Origin of the sequence: Brotonthovivens ammoniilytica (assembly GCF_025566885.1) — a bacterium.
Taxonomy (GTDB): domain Bacteria; phylum Bacillota; class Clostridia; order Lachnospirales; family Lachnospiraceae; genus Brotonthovivens; species Brotonthovivens ammoniilytica.
Genome location: NZ_JAOQJQ010000004.1, coordinates 92,197 through 108,327, shown reverse-complemented (window position 1 = coordinate 108,327; position 16,131 = coordinate 92,197). Strand labels below are relative to the sequence as shown.

The following is a 16,131-nucleotide window of genomic DNA, read 5'->3' as shown; positions in this document are numbered from 1 at the left end:
AATTATCTGCGGTAAGTTCTGCGTTTTTGCAGCAATACCACAGTCAGGATGCCGGCGCCTGACAGCCCAAGAACGGAAAACAGAATATTTCGTGAATCAGAGACTCCGGTTTTGACATTTGCGTCTGCCAAAGTTTCCCTGTCAGAAATCGTCTGATCAGAGTTTGTATCAGACTGATCAGGGTTTTGCGGTTTCTGGGTATCTCCCGGTGTTTCTGGATCATTATTTTGTCCCGGATCTTGGGTATCGCCGGGCTGCTCTGGTTTCTCTGGGTCCTCTGGTTCCACCGGAGTTTCCGGATTCGGGTTCAGCTCCATATCCAGTGTTTGGGCAGAGGTGGATTTAAAGATATAGCTGTGATCTCCTGTGTTAGTATGCGCTAATACATAAACCTGTCCGTTATATGCTGCTGCAGATGGACTGGACAGTGCCAGATTCGACACCCTTTTATCGTAAAGACTTATGCTTCCGTCCTTGCTTACAAAGTATGTATCGGTAGTGCCGTCCTTACTTTCTGAACCAATCATTAGATAGCCTCCTTTAACAGGAGCGCTGGCAAAGCCGGAAATGGAACGCTCTGTAATGGAATCAAGATCCAGTTTTTTCTCCACATAGGTTCCATTCTGCAGGGTTAGAAGTTCTGCTCCTGGCAGCATGCCGTTTTGGTTACTTTGGCTAAGTCCTCCTGTAACCAGAAGCGTTTCGTCATTGGCACTGATATATGGGAACTTTGCATCCCGGGAGCTGGTACCGACAGCTTTTAAGGAAGCTGTTTTTGGATCTACGCTGTAAATCGTATGATTATGCTGCCAGGAATTTGTGCTGCTGTCCGAAGATAGACCGCCCATGAGCAGGAGGCTGTCACTGGCATTTACAAGACTTCCGCCGGTAATAGGAAATTTGGCGTCAGGGTCCGGAAGCATATCCCAGCTGCTGCCGTTGTAAGTAAAAATTCCCATGTATATTAAATCATGGATGTAGAGCGTATCCTGCCATACTGCGGCAGAGGATGAATAAAACATAAGGGATTCCGGAAGTTTAATCTGATCCCAGGTCTGGGTATCCGGATGAAAACGCCAGATCTGATCTACGGGGTTGTACGTTAGTGAAAGTGTCGGAAAAAAGTACAGGTATTCCCCATATGGAACGATCTGGTAATTTTCTGCGTCGTAAAAGCTTGTATCTTCCGGCAGGGGCAGAGTATGCTCAAAGTATGAAGCGTCTGCTGCCTGGCCAAAATCAAAGGCTTGATGTCCCTCACCGGAAGCGGAAGTTACAGAAACTCTGCACAGACCGGAAAGTCCCTGGGGTTTTGAAACTGTCAGCCGGCTGCCACCTTCAGGGGTGGATTCAGAAGAATAAATCGTTACATTTTTCCCGTCAATGGTTACCTGAGGCTGATTTCCAAAAAAGTAGCCGTCAATGACAACGGAATCTTCTTTAATATCAGCGGAGTTGACAACCGGATTGGGATTGGCAGACTTTGAAAGATCAACAGCGCCGTCTGAAACGCAGATATCTTTAAATTCTTCATTTTTTGCGGCACTTCCAATTACCCGGGCAGCGCGTTTGGCAGGAGAATCATTTGGATAGCGTTCAGCTAATACTGCTATAGCGCCCGTAATGGCAGGTGTGGCCATGGATGTTCCGTTTGAATAAAAAAACGGTAAAACACCTTCCCCAATGCCAATATTGTCAATATAGATATAGCCGTCTGTTAGCTCTGCCTTAGCGAATCCGTCTGAAAAATCTAATGTCACAGGGGCGTAATCGAGGCGGAACTGAAAATGTTTATAATCCGTATTTTCAGGTAAAATCTGCTCAGCCTGGGTATTAGACTCGAATCCGCCGTCCATGGATACAGGGCCACTCAGCGAAGTGAACTCTCCGTTAGTTAATTTGACTGAAATTGAAAGTCCGGCGCTGCCCTGATCACCTCCCCCGGCAGCAGAAAGAGAAAAACGGTATTCTGCATCCGGATTAAAGCCGTCAAGTGCGGTTAGATCCATAGGCTCAGAGTATATGGTTGTCAGCTCTTTGGAGCCCTTAAGTTTCAGACTGTAGGTTCCGTTATATGGCTTTTCAGAAACAATTTCTCCGCAGCGCTTACCGTTTTTGGGAGCTGATGTTGTATAAAAAGCCAGAGACCCGTCTCCATTTTCAAATCCTTCATAGAAAAGATTATCATTGGTAAATTCCGGGTAATAGCTGCTTTGAAATTCCGGACCGGTGGATAAGATCTGAGTACCGGGGGCAACGATATCTGTGGTGCGTATGCCGTAACAGCTGTAGGAAGCAAGTTTTCCGTAGGAATTGGAGGCATTTACGACTACCGCATATGGATTACTGACAAAGGTAGAGGATAAAATATGGGTTTTATCGTTATCTGCTGCGGAGTTTGCAGAACCGTATACAGAAACTGCTCCAAGTTTTCCCAGTATCTCTACGGCCAGATTCAGTGACTGAGAGGTACCTGCAGTTGTAAAAGAACAGTTAACGGCTTTTAAATTTACTCCCTGGTTAATGGCCTCTTCCATATAAGCGTAACATAAGATTATAGATTCTAAATCAGATCCAAAGCGCAGGGCCATGATTTTTGCGTGTTCTGAAGCTCCGGAAGTACCGCCGTTTCCCCACTGAGCTCCGATAATTCCGGCGCAGTGTGTACCGTGGCCATCCGGATCAGAAGTGTCTTCTAGTGCATTCCAGTCTGCAAAGCTGATGCCGTGTTCTCCGCCGGGCAGATCTAAGTTTCCCCGGTTCCACATCTTGTTTTTTAAATCCGGATTGGTATCATCTACACCGGTGTCTAGTACGGCGATTACAATATCTTTATTTTCTCCGGAGGGCTGGTTCCAGCCGGGGATATTCATGTCAAATCCTTTTTGAGAGCCAAAATATTCTCCGGTATTATTGTAAGCCCACTGATAGTCTGTCATGTCCGGAAGTGAGGAAGAAGTATCCCGGGATAAAGTATCGGAGCTGTTTTTTGTATCTGCAGTTGTAATATTTCCGTCTTTTGTGAAAAGCATGGCGGGCTCATCTGTGAATGGTGTGATTTTATAATTGGGTTCTGCAAAAATAACCCGTGGATCATCGGAGAGCTCTTCTATAAGGTCTTCTGTAGAGCGGTTCTTGTCAGTAACCAGGGCCAGAACCTGGGATGTGCCGGCTGAGGATTTGCTCAGAGATCTGGTGGATGTTCCCTGTGATTCTGTGGATGCAGGAAGCTCCATCAGTACCTTGGCATTTGCCAGAAGGCCGGACTGACGGCTCTTTGCTTGTTCGGCTGTCATACATACGATGACTTCGCCGGGCTGATAGTCATTGGCTGTTGGTTTGCCTTTTGATGTTTTCCCCTGAGCGCCAAAGGCTGTAAGAGGAAGGCTGCCGATGATTAAAAGGCAGATCAAAAAGACAGAAAAAAATTTTTTCATAACAGTAATCTCCTCTCTGTGTTAGAAAACACACAATAAAAATATGTGTTTCCGTTAATTTATCAGATAAATGCATTCTAACATATATAATGGCAAAGGACTATGGAAACTGAAAGGAAATATAAAAAGCCGGCTGTATAATTAAAATACAGCCGGACTGAACAATACAAAAAACTGTGTATCAAAACCTTACAGATCATACAGCGGAGGAACCGGAGGAATGGTCTGCATGTTTTTTATTTTCTCTTCATTCAGTTTAAACTTTTCATGGACTTTTATAGATTCCGTGGAGCGCCAGGAAAAGCAGCAGGTTTCGCAGAGAAATACTTCCCATGCATGATCTTTTGGCGCCTTGGCCATAACTTTTATATGTGTACTTTCACATCTTGGACAATTCATATAAAATTTCCTTTCTGAGTAAAATTCAATAGTTTTTGATAGGTTGAAAAACGCTTTTCTTTCAACAGAAGATCTGTCAGATTTTCTGGTTTTAACAATTAAAATAATTACGGATGATTGCTTCCCATTTATCTGTACCGGCCGGTGGTTTTAAAAGCTCTACTTCCCGGGGATTTGGCTCAGGGGCTACAGGAGTAGTGGCGTCGATAATCAGTTTGCTGTGCATACCGGCAGGGACACTGGAGGGATCTAGAGGCATGCCGGGACAGTTGGGAATAACGGTAACATCTTTATCCGGTCTGACTCTCGTGGTCAGCGCCCACATAACCTGTTCTAGGTTAAAGGGATCCACATATTCATCTACGACAATGACTACCTTTGAGTAGGGCATACCGTGGGGGGTGGACAGCAGGCGAAAAGCAACGCCTTTTCCATAGCCGCCATATCGGCATTTGGTGGAAATAATAACTCCCATTCCGTGAGTGTACATGGCATTAACGGCAACTACTTCAGGCATGGATTCTTTCAGCTGTTTAAACAGGGGGATACTGGTGTTTAATGCCATGAGATAGTCGATTTCTGTCCACGGAATGCCAAGATAAAGATTTTCAAAAATCGGGTTGGTTCTGTGGGTTACATGTGTAATTTTAATTTCACATTGTTTCCGGCAGCCGGAGTAAGAACCTGGAAATTCTCCAAAGGGTCCCTCCACCTGGCGTACTCTTGGAATAATATAGCCTTCCAGTATAATTTCAGAGGAAGCCGGAACATACAGATGGCTGCAGGTATCGGCTTTTACAATTTGCACCGGAGTTCCGTTCTGCAGGGCGCCTGCAAATGCATATTCGCTTTGGTCATAGGCAATGGGGGTGCTGGCCATAAAGGTGACAAGGGGAGCATTTCCCAGGGCAATAGCAATGGGCAGCGGTTCGTTTTTCCGTTCGGCTTTTTCTAGCTGGATGGCAATATCATGGAAGGCAAGGGCCTGGATTCCCACTTTATCTTTATCTTTTACCTGAATCCGATAGGTTCCAACGTTTAATTTGTTCAGGTCATCAGGAAATTCGGGATCACCTGTGACAACGGCAGCCTTGGACAGGAAAAAACCGCCGTCCTGTTCGTTAATCCGGTACAGGGCCATCAGTTCAAAAAGGTTGATGTTTTCGGTAATGGTGTGTTCTTTACAGGGAGCGTCGCTGCGTTCTATAATTTCAGGTTCCACCGGATATTTATCCCAGCGGCGGTTCAGTTCCAGAAACTGTTCCTTTACCGGGGTATTTTTATCCATGCCAAGCATCAGTGCATGGCTCTGCCAGGAACCGTGTACGTTAGTAACCACCGGGGTTTTGTACCCTTTTATTTTCTCAAAAAATATGGCTGGTTTTTCTGGTGTATTTGCAGCAGCTCTTCCCGCTGCACCGATATCAGGTTCGGGATTCACTTCCTCTTTTATGCGGATAAGCTGATCTTCTTCTTCCAGAAGAGACAGAAACTCCCTGAGGCAGGTACATATTTTAGACATAAGCTTCCTCCTTGTTATAATAAATCGTTTATGTTTTTCTGATATTTAGTTTAGCAGGACCTGGAAAAAAGGCAATTCCAATATCCCTTATAACTATTCCTAACTGGAATAGAAAAAAGCAGTATGATATAATTCAAGTACTGCTATTGGCCGGGGCGGTATGTCTGTCAGGCTATACAGGCAGATGAAAGGAGAAGCATTATGGATTTTGAACAGATTGAATGTTTTCTTATGCTTGCCCGAGAACAGAATTTTTCCAGGGCGGCAGATGAAATGAATTTGTCTCAGTCTTCAGTATCCAAGAAAATAAAAACTTTGGAGAAAGAGCTGCATACGTGTCTGTTTGAGCGCGGTCAGAGAAAAACAATACTTACAGATACAGGCATACAGTTTCAAAGCTTTGCCCAGAAGGTATACGGGGATTATGAACAAATGCTGTTACTGTTAGGGCAGAGAGGACCTGAGAAAAAATACAGGCTGCGGCTGGGGGTGCTGCCTATTACAGAAGCCTATCAGCTGAATCAGAAGTTTGCCAAGTTCCAGTTAAAATACGAAGATATTCAGCTTGAAATTCAGGAGCTGGAACAGACGGACATTTTGCGTAAAGTAGATAACGGACAGCTTGATTTTGGATTTGCCAGGTTTTCGGAAAAGTTACTTCGGGATTACGAAACGATTCCCATTTTGAAAGATGAGCTGGTAATCATCTGTGGGAAAAGCCATCCTTTGGGCACAAGAAAAGAACTGGCGCTGACAGATCTTAGAGATTGTGAATTTGCCATGCTTAATACGAAATCAGAGATCTATCAGCAGTTTATGGAAAATTGTCATGAACAGAGGATTCCTATCCGTATTTCTCATATTATAAACAGGCATACGGTACTGTTTAATATGCTTGGAGGAAACCGGCTCTTATCAGTGCTGCCAAAAGAGATGTTCTCCGTGAGAGAATATCCGGATTTGGTTCGTATCCCGCTGGCAGATTCTATGGAGACGGTCTGCGGTCTGATCTTTCCAAAGGGAGTAAGCTTAAACCGGCAGCAGAGAAAGCTGGCAGATCTGCTGAAGTCATTCAGCGGTCTGACGGAATAAAACCAAGAAAATTTTTTAATGACGCCTTGGATATCTCCGGATTCCATGCGCATATAATCCCGTTGAAGTGACCCATCAGCGGGATTTTTCTGCTTACAGTATCAGGAGTATAAGACCAGAAGTCGTCTGTAATATGGATACAGTCCTGGGTCATTTGCGCATATCGAATCTGAAAATTAGATCTGTAAAGCTGTCCCAGTACAGGTTCTTTTCCGTATTGTGCATAAAGTTCTCTCAGAGAGTGAAGGAAATTGGGGTTGGATTCCGGGTCTAGGGCTGTTACTTTTTTGTTTATAATATCCTCCATTGTCAGCATGGATTTACGGCTTAGGGGACTGTCAGTGAGTACAATAATCTGGACATTTGATTTTGCTGCATATTTCCAGCAGATTTTATTTTTATCCAGACTGTAATGTTCGAAATCAGGAAGAAAAATAAGATCGTAAATGCCTTCTGCCAGTCTGCTTTGAAGAGATTTCATGTTCTCGCTCTCTACATTCAATTTTATATCAGGAAATGCTTTTGCAAATTCTCTGGCAACGGGCCAGAAATATTTCAAACTGTCTGTAGTATCGGTGATTCCAATATTTAAAACAGAAGCAATTCTGGCGTTTTCCTGTCTGGCTGTCTGATAACCGTTATCAAGGTCTGCGGGAATGTGGAGCCATGTCTCGTACAGAATCCGCCCTTCCGGTGTGAGAGCAACTTTCCGGCTGGTTCTCTCAAACAGAGAAAAGCCAAGGGCTGCTTCAAGGGAAGCAATACTTTTGCTGACGCCGGGCTGCGTCATATTCAGGCTGTCAGCAGTTCTGGTAAAATTTTTTGTCCTGGCAAGCTGAAGAAATATCTGAATCTGCTGTACAGTGACAGCTGAAAGAGCATAATCACAAACCATAATCATTCCTCCACGTATATATTTTTCTCTTGTTTTCTAAAAAACGAAATCACAAATACAGTTTTTTATTATTGTAACACAGATGCTGATAAGATACATGATATATCTATAACTAATAGTTATAAATTGGGGAGAAATAATCATTTCTCATGGTACAAATTATTTTATAAAATGTAGGTATCAAGTTTGAAGGAGGCTGATGTTATGGGCGAGAGAGTAGGAATTACAGAAGAACAAAAGAAGCTTGGGTATGCAAAGTATTATTACAAGGAATTAGTAGAGATCCAGAAAGAAAAGCTTAAGGCGCTTAAGGAGCCTATGGATCCGGCGCAGGCCCTGGAGATTCAGGACAGAAACCGTTTATTTGAGGATGGATATTTTCCGGTGGAAACAGGTTATTGCGTTTTGGAAGACGGAAGCGGCTATATTGCAAATTACACAAAAATGCCGGGGGTTACGGTAGAAATGTTCGACTGGTGGTTTGCATGGCACGGACTTGGGGAACTGCGTTATACGATCTGGGATCCGGAGGATCATTACGATGCCCGCAGTATGAATCTGGCTCAGGGAAGATCTGAAAAGCTGACACTGAAGGAAAAATACTGGGGAACTACACATCTGATCCGTGAGGATATTGGAGGTGGACCGGATGAATTGTTCGCCTGCTTTAAAAAACCTTCTGAAATGGGATTTGAGGAAGAAAAAATTGGAACAAAGGCATGTGGAACTATTGTCACAGCCAATTCCGGAATCCGAAAGGATCCCCAGGCAAGTGCGGAGGTTATGTGTCATTTTGTAAGGGAGACAGAGGATGGGATTGAGCTGCGCTCTAGGTTTTGGCTGGGCTGGCATATTATCGGAGGCAAACCGGTGAAACTGTTAAAAGATGGGGAGATTACACCAATGATAAAACCCAAAATGCTGCTGGCACACAATATGAAAGAATTTGCAAATCTGGCGGATCTGCTGCCGAAGCTGTATCCGGAGCAGAAAGATAACTGGGATTAAAGGAGGAGAATGTAGATGGGGAACAAAAATAAAGTCAGCAATAATTTTGGTACATGGGGATGGCTTATGATTATTTACGCGGGAATCAGCTATTATATTTCCGCAGCCCTCAGCACTGACGGTCTGAACTTCTATCCGGCACAGTTTGAACAGCTGCATGGCTGGAATGCGGGGATGATCACATCTTTGGCTGGAATGTCCGGCTGGGTGGCACTTGTGGGGGCAGTTTTATTTGCTGTAATCATTGAAAAAACCGGAACCAGAAAAGCGGCTGGAATTATCAATATCATTACCGGAGCGCTGGTGCTTGTATTTGCTAATACGTCTAATTTCCTGGTATTTATTATTATGATATTTGCTATTAATTTTATTGTAGCTAATGTACAGCTGAATCTGATTCCCAATAATATTATGAATGTGTGGTTTCCCAAGAAAAAAGGAACGGCTCTTGGGTGGGCCACAATGGGGATGCCTGTCTGTACGGCCACTATTGTAATTATGCTGACAGCGTTTATCAAAAAAACCGGTTCTGTAGGCGGAGCCTATACCATTTTTGGATGTATCATTATTGTATTTGGTATTGTATCCTTCTTCTGGGTAAAAAACAGTCCGGAGGAGATCGGCTGTTACCCGGACAATGAAAAAATTTCTGAAGAAGAAATTGAAAAGAATAAAAAGCTGCTGGAGAGCCATGTATCAGAATGGACCATGAAAAATCTGCTGAAAAACAGAAATACCTGGGGGATTGGCGTTGGACTTGGACTAATGTGGGCAACAACAGTGGGAATTGTTTCACAGCTGATTCCAAGATTGTCCATCGTGGCAGATGGAAAATATGCGGCATCCGCTATTATGATGCTTTCCATTGCTGCGGTTATCGGAATCGGGGGCAGCTATTTCTGGGGATATCTGGACAGTAAGCTTGGCACAAAAAGAGCCTGTGTTTTTTATGGCATATGGTATATTGTTGCTATTTTGTTCCTGCTGCTGCAGCCTGCAGGTGCTGTCTGTGTATGGATCAGTATTATTATGGTAGGAATTGGTATCGGAGGAATAGGAAATCTGATTCCGTCTATGATAGGAACCTGTTTTGGAAGGTATGATTTCATTCAGGCAAATAAAGCCATTGCACCATTAAATACGATTGTTCGCCAGAGCGGTATTGTACTGGCCGGTATCTTATCTCAGACAGCTTTTGGCTACAGCGGTTTGTATGTAATTCTGCTGATTGCAGATGTAGCAGGACTGATTCTGACAGTTGTATTAATAAAAGCAGAGTAAGGCATTTTTCAGTAGATATTACAATAAAATTTTGATAGTACTTTTAATAACTGACCTAAAAAAAGACAATGGAGCTTATCCCTTGTCTTTTTTTGGTGGGTATGGCATTTGTGTTATTAATATTTCTTTGCCCCATTTTTAAACAGAGCAATAAATGCGGTTATTGCAAGAATGATGGCTGTGAGTATAGATAAATAGCAAAAAGCAACATCAATCAGAACACCTGGAACTACAAAGAAAAACATCAAAGCAATGCCGAAGAATATTTTTGCGGTAAAGCGGTAGTCTGCTTTTTTGTCTTCGTCACTCTGTTTTTTCAATGCAGATTTTTCTTCATCACAGGCCAGAATATATTTATTCATCAATATAGGCCCTTTACAATGCCAGGCGCAAATACCATACGTCAGACAGGCAATGGCAATTATGCCGAAAATAATGGAAATAACAATTTCTGCCATAAAAAGCATCCCTTTCTGTTTTTTCAATAGATACAGACTGTACAGCCTGCAAAAAAAACTCTTAAAATTATTTTTATTCTAGCACAAATTTAAAAAAAAACCAGAAGAAAGAAATAAAAAATACGTTGAGGCAGAAGAAAGTATATTTTATAATATAAGAAAAGCAGAGTCTGCGGAGAGGACAGGTTATTGGGGATGAAGATCAGAAAAATAAGGTTTATTGAACCCGGGGAGCGGCCTTATAAGACGTCATTGCAGAACCATTTTGTGTATGACAGATATATACGGACGCCTTCTGTTGGTTTAAACCTTCTTGCAACCATTGTTAAGAAAAAAGTAAAAGATACTTTTATGTACAGTGAAGCTATTTCCAAAATTGTGAGATCGGATGTGGAAGATGCAGATGTAATTGTTATCGGTATTTTTACTTTTAATGCAAACCGGGGATACAAAATAGCGGATTATTTCCGGCATCATACAAATGCAGTTGTGATACTTGGCGGTCTTCATGCGTCTATGAATTATAAAGAGGCATCCAGACATTGTGATTACGTACTGGTAGGCGAGGGAGATGAGTCTATTTTAGAGCTGCTGAAAGCGTTAAAGAAAGAGGAAGAAATAACATTTCCGGGAGTGGCTTTCCGAAAGGGAAAAAAGCTTATTTTTACCGGCAACAGGCAGCCGCCTCAAAAAATAGATACCATTCCCGACCGCTATCTGGTATACAAATATCATGATCGTGTACATTATAACACCATATGGCCTCAGGTTCATGCTTCCAGAGGCTGTCCCCATAACTGCGATTACTGTGCGCTGGTGCGGCATTTCGGGAGAAAGGTTCGCACAAGACCCGTGGAAAATGTAATAGAGGATATTAAACAGTCCATTGAGTTTTTTGAATCAGGACGCTTTCCGCGTTTGCTGAAAGGGCTTTGGATTACGGATGATAATTTTTTCGCAGACAGAGAGTGGGCAAAGTCTGTTTTGCAGGGAATTATTGACAGCGGAATCCATTATCGTTTTACCATCCAGGCCAGATATGAAGTGGGATTTGACGATGAAATGCTGGATTTGTTGAAACGTGCCGGTTTTTTTGAACTGGCTATGGGAATTGAGTTTATTGGGGATAAAAATTTTGAGGCATATCATAAAAAAAGTACGGTAAAAGAAATACAGAGAGCTGTGCAAAATATACGTCGTCATGGGCTTAGTGTCAGAGGTCTGTTTATTCTGGGGGGAGATTATGATACGCCGGGAGTTGGAAAAAGGCTTTCGGATTTTGTAATAAAGAACCATATACAGGGAGTTTTAATTCAGTCTATGTACTTTGTCCCGGGAACCCCGGTGTATGAGCAGAACCGGGAGCGGCTTTTGCATCAGAACTGGTCAAAATATAATGGGAACGTAGTTCATTATCCCCAAAATATTACACCGTATCAGCTGCAGCTGGAACATATTTACGCCAGTGAAAGAATTTATTCTGTTAAGAGAATGCTTCGGGCTTTTGTCAGGGATGACAGTATACATAAAATATTGTTTTTGGGTGAGTTTTTATGGCATAGAAGCGTATGTGCGGATTTAAAACAGGAACTGCCGTATTTAAAGCAGCAGGAAAGTCTCCCCAAATGGAAAAGTTGATTTGAAATATAGAAAAACGCCGGGTTTTGGTGAACCACTCCCAAATGGCAGACCTGAAAATCTAACCATTGGGAGAGTGGTTCATAGAGAACCCGGCATTTTGCTTCAAGTCTCGCTTTTGCGAGACTTGGTGCGCGATTCGGGTCAGCTTTGCTGACAACATTCTATTCCGAATCGCTGCACCTCCTCGCGGAGCGTATATCAGATGGGGATTGACACCCGCCACTGATACCAATTTGTTACTCCCCGCCTGCAGAAGCGGAAGTCATCCCTCATCTGATATATAAAGATCTTTTTGAAAATAACGGTTATTTTTTCTCAAAGCAGCAATTCTTTCAGCTGAGAAATGCAGTGAATCTTTATGGATGCATTTTTATATTCTTCCTCTGTTCCGTAACCGTAAGTGCAGCCTATGGAAGGCAGACCAAATCTGGTTCCGATTTCAAAGTCAGAGTTCCGGTCGCCGATGATAACATGGGACAGAGGGTACTGGTTTCTAATCTGATGGTACATTTCCCATTTAGATGAAAAACCGTAATCTTCAATGCAGTGAAAGCCCGAAAAGTAGTTGTCCAGACAAAAGGCTTTCCGGTGCGCCATCATATAGCTGTGTTTACAGTTGCTTAAGAAAATAAGGTGATATCCGGATTTTTTCAGACAATTCAGTGTGTCTGTTACATGAGGATAAAGTGCAGCTTTTCCGTTAAGGGTCATGGACACCATAATATGACCGATCTGCCGGCTGGCGTCATCCCGGATTTTTTCTGGCAGCCAGGGCATAAAGGAATTCCACATATCTGCGGCCGGCTGGCCAAGCCACTGACTGATTTCGCTGTCAGTAAAGCTGCGGGGGGCGGCATAACCTTTCAAAACCAGTTCACGGTATGTCTGCCTGAAAGCAGGCGCATAGATGTCCAGACATTGGTGAAGTGTGCCGTCATAGTCAAAAAAGAGAGTGGAAGGCTTAATATTCCATTGCATGGATCAGGTTTACCATTTCTATTGCGCCTTCTGCACAATCATATCCTTTATTACCGGCTTTGCTGCCGGCTCTTTCGATGGCCTGTTCAATATTTTCTGTTGTCAGTACGCCGAACATAACCGGAATGTCATTGTTTAAAGAAACCTGGGCAATGCCTTTGGAGACCTCGCTGCATACATAATCATAATGGGTTGTGCTTCCGCGGATAACGGCTCCCAGGCAGATAACAGCATCATATTTTCCGCTTTTGGCCATTTTAGAGGCGATGAAAGGAATTTCAAATGCACCTGGAACCCATGCGATATCTATGTTTTCTTCCGGTACATTGTGACGTTTCAGTCCGTCTATAGCGCCCCCTACAAGTTTTGCGGTGATAAATTCGTTGAATCTTGCGGCTGCAATGCCGATTTTAATCTGGTCTGATACAAGTTTTCCTTCAAATACATTCATGATAAAATCTCCTTTTTTTAAAATATTTATTTATAGTCTAAGATATGTCCCATTCTGGACTGTTTGGTTTTCAGATAAAACAAATCGTGGGAAGTGGCATTCATCTGAATTGGAACGCGCTCTGTAATTTCCATTCCAAAATCGGAAAGCTGGTAAATTTTGTCCGGATTATTTGTCAGCAGACGGAGGGTTTTGACACCAAGATCTTTTAAAATCTGTGCACCTATGTAATATTCTCTTAAGTCTCCCGGGAAACCAAGGGCAATATTTGCTTCTAAGGTATCCATTCCGTGATCTTGAAGCTCATAGGCTTTCAGTTTATTGACAAGTCCGATGCCGCGGCCTTCCTGGCGCATATAAAGAAGAATACCCCGGCCCTGGCGGCTGATCTGAGTCATGGCAGCGTCAAACTGCTGCCCGCAGTCGCAGCGTAAAGATCCGAAGGCGTCTCCGGTAAGGCATTCAGAATGGACGCGGCACAGCAGATCTTTGCCGTCTCCAATATCGCCTTTTACCAGTGCCACATGATGCTCATTATTTAATTGATTTACATAGCAGTGAGCGACAAAATCTCCATATTTTGTGGGAAGTTTTGTGACAGCGGCACATGTTACCAGTTTCTCGGCTTTTTTCCGGTATTCTAAAAGATCATGAATTGTAATAAATTTAAGATCCCATTTTTGAGCCAGTTTGATTAGTTCCGGCTGGCGCATCATACTGCCGTCTTCTTTCATAACCTCACAGCACAGGCCGCATTCTTTTAATCCGGCAAGACGCAGCAGATCAACAGTTGCTTCCGTATGACCGCATCGTTCCAGCACACCGTTCTTTTTTGCAACCAGAGGGAACATATGCCCCGGACGCCTGAAATCTTCCGGCCTGGCAGTTTCATCTGCGCAGGCCCTGGCGGTGAATCCACGTTCTACAGCGGAAATACCTGTGGTAGTGCTGATATGATCTACGGATACGGTAAAGGCAGTTTCGTGATTGTCGGTGTTATCTGAAACCATCTGCGGAAATCTCAGCCTCTGACTAATCTCAATATTCATGGGCATACAAATCAGACCTTTTGCATAAGATGCCATGAAATTGACATTTTCAGTTGTGGCAAACTGGGCGGCACAGATAAAATCTCCTTCGTTTTCCCGGTCTTCGTCATCTGTCACCAGTATGATTTTTCCCTGCCTGAGATCTTCTAGAGCTTCTTCAATAGTGTTGAACTGAAACATAATCATTCCTCCTTAATAGCCGAATCTGGCCAGAAAATCTTTTGTGATTCCTGATGAATGTGAAGAAATATTCATCAGCTTTTCAATATATTTGCCAATGCAGTCGTTTTCCAAATTTACGGTGTCTCCCGGATGTTTCAGGGACAGTGTGGTCTCTTTGGCTGTGTGGGGTATAACAGAAACCGAAAAATCTCTGTCAGTAACGGCTGCAACGGTGAGGCTGATGCCATCTATGGCAATAGAGCCTTTTTCAATAATATAGCGGAGCAGTTGTTTATCTGCGGAAATTGTATACCAGACGGCATTGGAATCTTTTTTTGTGCTGGTAATTATTCCGGTTCCGTCTATATGTCCCGAGACAATATGACCGCCAAAGCGGCCGTCTGATGCCATAGCCCGCTCCAGATTCACGGGACTTTTGTTCTGCAAATGCTTAAGGGCTGTCCGGTCCATGGTTTCGTGCATAACGTCTGCAGTAAAGGTATCGGACGTAAATGAGACGACGGTCAGGCAGATACCATTGACAGCTATGCTGTCTCCAGGATGGATATCTTTTAAAATTTTTTTTGCTTCGATTGTCAGAACGGCAGAAGGACCGGCCCGTCTTATACTTCTAAGTGTTCCGATTTCCTCTATGATTCCTGTAAACATGGATACACCTCACTTTCAAGCAGCAGATCAGTTCCAATTACGGTAATAGCCGGCAAAGACAGGAAAAAGCCATGATCCGGATCTTTGGCTCCAATACCGCCCACCGGTGATTTTGCGCCGGCCCCCCCCAGTAGTTTTGGAGCCAGATAAGTCTGAACTTTTTTCACAATACCTGAGTTTAGCGCTGACCAGTTTAAGGCTGCTCCGCCCTCCAGCAGGATACTGTCAATTCCCTGTTTTCCAAGCTTCAACATGAGATCTTTGAGATCTACATGTCCATCCTTTACAGGGGTAATCAGAATCTGGCAGCCGGCATTTAAAAAGGCGGACTGTTTGTTTTCATCTTTGCAGCAGGTGGCCAAAATTGTGGGATATGTTTTGGCAGTCTGAACAACATAAGAGGAAAGGGGCGTATTTAAATGAGTGTCACAGATAATACGGACGGGAGAACGGGCGCCTTCAATACGGCAGGTAAGCCTGGGATTATCTGTGATTATAGTTCCAACTCCGGTCATAATCCCCATGAGTCTTCTGCGTGTTTCCTGTACATGCTGCCGGGCAGGGGCACCGGAAATCCACTGGGATTTTCCGGTATAAGCCGCAATTTTTCCATCCATTGTCATAGCATATTTCATGATCACATACGGGGTTCCTGTTTGAATATAGTGAAAAAATATTTGATTTAGTGCATCGCATTCCTGTTTCAGTACGCCCTGTGTAACCGAAATTCCGTGATTTTCCAGTATTTCTTTACCTTTTCCGGCAACCAGCGGGTTGGGATCAGAGGAACCGATAATGACCCGGGATATGCCTGCGTTAATAATCGCCTCCGTACAGGGCGGTGTCTTGCCGTAATGGCAGCAGGGTTCCAGTGTGACATAAAGATCAGCGCCTTTGGGATTTTCCAGACAGTCTGCAAGGGCATTGCGTTCTGCATGGGGCTGTCCATAAGCCTGATGCCAGCCTCTGCCAATGATACGTCCCTGTTTTACAATTACGGCGCCTACCAGAGGATTTGGGTTTGCCAGACCGGCGCCCTTATCAGCGAGATCCAGGGCAAGTTTCATATAATCTGTGTCAGTCAAAAAA

At 43.6% G+C, this 16,131-nt stretch carries 14 protein-coding genes; 4 read left to right on the top strand and 10 right to left on the bottom strand.

Annotated elements, in window-relative coordinates; genetic code table 11:
* Positions 1–2: 2 nt before the first annotated feature.
* The 3 genes from OCV88_RS10380 to OCV88_RS10370 form a co-directional block, all read right to left on the bottom strand.
* Positions 3–3,437 carry a S8 family serine peptidase gene (locus tag OCV88_RS10380; protein WP_158425447.1) on the bottom strand — a complete coding sequence of 1,145 codons (3,435 nt, stop codon included), beginning with the start codon at positions 3,435–3,437 and terminating at the stop codon, positions 3–5.
* A 189-nt stretch (positions 3,438–3,626) separates the two neighbouring features.
* Positions 3,627–3,836: a non-oxidative hydroxyarylic acid decarboxylases subunit D gene (locus OCV88_RS10375; protein ID WP_158425446.1), complete on the bottom strand. Its 210-nt coding sequence runs from the start codon at positions 3,834–3,836 to the stop codon at positions 3,627–3,629.
* Positions 3,837–3,927: 91 nt separating this feature from the next.
* Positions 3,928–5,358: a non-oxidative hydroxyarylic acid decarboxylases subunit C gene (locus OCV88_RS10370; RefSeq protein ID WP_158425445.1), complete on the bottom strand. Its 1,431-nt coding sequence runs from the start codon at positions 5,356–5,358 to the stop codon at positions 3,928–3,930.
* 201 nt (positions 5,359–5,559) lie between these two features.
* Here OCV88_RS10370 and OCV88_RS10365 point away from each other — a divergent pair, with 201 nt between their 5' ends.
* On the top strand, positions 5,560–6,450 hold the full coding sequence (locus OCV88_RS10365) for a LysR family transcriptional regulator (RefSeq protein ID WP_158425444.1): 891 nt from the start codon (positions 5,560–5,562) through the stop codon (positions 6,448–6,450).
* Here OCV88_RS10365 and OCV88_RS10360 read toward each other — a convergent pair.
* Entirely contained in the window at positions 6,431–7,345 is a 915-nt protein-coding gene (locus OCV88_RS10360) for a LysR family transcriptional regulator (RefSeq protein ID WP_262591179.1), read from the bottom strand. The two genes, OCV88_RS10365 and OCV88_RS10360, sit on opposite strands and share 20 nt — an antisense overlap.
* 204 nt (positions 7,346–7,549) lie before the next feature.
* Between OCV88_RS10360 and OCV88_RS10355 the strand changes: the two genes are divergently transcribed.
* Together OCV88_RS10355 and OCV88_RS10350 are read left to right on the top strand one after the other, a co-directional pair.
* Positions 7,550–8,353, top strand: coding sequence for a DAPG hydrolase family protein (locus OCV88_RS10355; RefSeq protein ID WP_158425442.1), 804 nt, complete (start codon positions 7,550–7,552; stop codon positions 8,351–8,353).
* Positions 8,354–8,368: 15 nt separating this feature from the next.
* Positions 8,369–9,634: an MFS transporter gene (locus OCV88_RS10350; RefSeq protein ID WP_158425441.1), complete on the top strand. Its 1,266-nt coding sequence runs from the start codon at positions 8,369–8,371 to the stop codon at positions 9,632–9,634.
* Positions 9,635–9,750: 116 nt separating this feature from the next.
* Here OCV88_RS10350 and OCV88_RS10345 read toward each other — a convergent pair whose 3' ends face one another.
* Positions 9,751–10,092: a hypothetical protein gene (locus OCV88_RS10345; RefSeq protein ID WP_158425440.1), complete on the bottom strand. Its 342-nt coding sequence runs from the start codon at positions 10,090–10,092 to the stop codon at positions 9,751–9,753.
* A gap of 195 nt (positions 10,093–10,287) precedes the next feature.
* Here OCV88_RS10345 and OCV88_RS10340 point away from each other — a divergent pair, with 195 nt between their 5' ends.
* Complete coding sequence (locus OCV88_RS10340) at positions 10,288–11,730, top strand: B12-binding domain-containing radical SAM protein (RefSeq protein ID WP_158425439.1); 1,443 nt, start codon at positions 10,288–10,290, stop codon at positions 11,728–11,730.
* 318 nt (positions 11,731–12,048) lie between these two features.
* Here OCV88_RS10340 and OCV88_RS10335 read toward each other — a convergent pair whose 3' ends face one another.
* The 5 genes from OCV88_RS10335 to ribD are packed head-to-tail and all read right to left on the bottom strand — an operon-like array spanning position 12,049 to position 16,127.
* The gene (locus OCV88_RS10335; RefSeq protein ID WP_158425438.1) at positions 12,049–12,711 is read right to left on the bottom strand and encodes an HAD family hydrolase; all 663 of its coding nucleotides are present in this window, start codon (positions 12,709–12,711) and stop codon (positions 12,049–12,051) included.
* Positions 12,695–13,162 carry a 6,7-dimethyl-8-ribityllumazine synthase gene (gene ribH / locus OCV88_RS10330; protein ID WP_158425437.1) on the bottom strand — a complete coding sequence of 156 codons (468 nt, stop codon included), beginning with the start codon at positions 13,160–13,162 and terminating at the stop codon, positions 12,695–12,697. Before ribH ends, OCV88_RS10335 begins: the two co-directional genes overlap by 17 nt.
* 26 nt (positions 13,163–13,188) lie before the next feature.
* Entirely contained in the window at positions 13,189–14,391 is a 1,203-nt protein-coding gene (locus OCV88_RS10325) for a bifunctional 3,4-dihydroxy-2-butanone-4-phosphate synthase/GTP cyclohydrolase II (RefSeq protein WP_158425436.1), read from the bottom strand.
* Between the two features lie 12 nt (positions 14,392–14,403).
* Positions 14,404–15,042, bottom strand: a complete 639-nt coding sequence (locus OCV88_RS10320) for a riboflavin synthase (protein ID WP_158425435.1) — start codon at positions 15,040–15,042, stop codon at positions 14,404–14,406.
* On the bottom strand, positions 15,024–16,127 hold the full coding sequence (gene ribD, locus OCV88_RS10315; RefSeq protein ID WP_158425434.1) for a bifunctional diaminohydroxyphosphoribosylaminopyrimidine deaminase/5-amino-6-(5-phosphoribosylamino)uracil reductase RibD: 1,104 nt from the start codon (positions 16,125–16,127) through the stop codon (positions 15,024–15,026). The genes OCV88_RS10320 and ribD overlap by 19 nt, the downstream gene beginning before the upstream one ends.
* Positions 16,128–16,131 lie beyond the last annotated feature (4 nt).

Coding starts and splice junctions, on each gene's coding strand:
- OCV88_RS10380 (WP_158425447.1), bottom strand. CDS start 3,437: ATGAAAAAATTTTTTTCTGTCTTTTTGATCTGCCTTTTAATCATCGGC.
- OCV88_RS10375 (WP_158425446.1), bottom strand. CDS start 3,836: ATGAATTGTCCAAGATGTGAAAGTACACATATAAAAGTTATGGCCAAG.
- OCV88_RS10370 (WP_158425445.1), bottom strand. CDS start 5,358: ATGTCTAAAATATGTACCTGCCTCAGGGAGTTTCTGTCTCTTCTGGAA.
- OCV88_RS10365 (WP_158425444.1), top strand. CDS start 5,560: ATGGATTTTGAACAGATTGAATGTTTTCTTATGCTTGCCCGAGAACAG.
- OCV88_RS10360 (WP_262591179.1), bottom strand. CDS start 7,345: ATGGTTTGTGATTATGCTCTTTCAGCTGTCACTGTACAGCAGATTCAG.
- OCV88_RS10355 (WP_158425442.1), top strand. CDS start 7,550: ATGGGCGAGAGAGTAGGAATTACAGAAGAACAAAAGAAGCTTGGGTAT.
- OCV88_RS10350 (WP_158425441.1), top strand. CDS start 8,369: ATGGGGAACAAAAATAAAGTCAGCAATAATTTTGGTACATGGGGATGG.
- OCV88_RS10345 (WP_158425440.1), bottom strand. CDS start 10,092: ATGGCAGAAATTGTTATTTCCATTATTTTCGGCATAATTGCCATTGCC.
- OCV88_RS10340 (WP_158425439.1), top strand. CDS start 10,288: ATGAAGATCAGAAAAATAAGGTTTATTGAACCCGGGGAGCGGCCTTAT.
- OCV88_RS10335 (WP_158425438.1), bottom strand. CDS start 12,711: ATGCAATGGAATATTAAGCCTTCCACTCTCTTTTTTGACTATGACGGC.
- ribH (WP_158425437.1), bottom strand. CDS start 13,162: ATGAATGTATTTGAAGGAAAACTTGTATCAGACCAGATTAAAATCGGC.
- OCV88_RS10325 (WP_158425436.1), bottom strand. CDS start 14,391: ATGTTTCAGTTCAACACTATTGAAGAAGCTCTAGAAGATCTCAGGCAG.
- OCV88_RS10320 (WP_158425435.1), bottom strand. CDS start 15,042: ATGTTTACAGGAATCATAGAGGAAATCGGAACACTTAGAAGTATAAGA.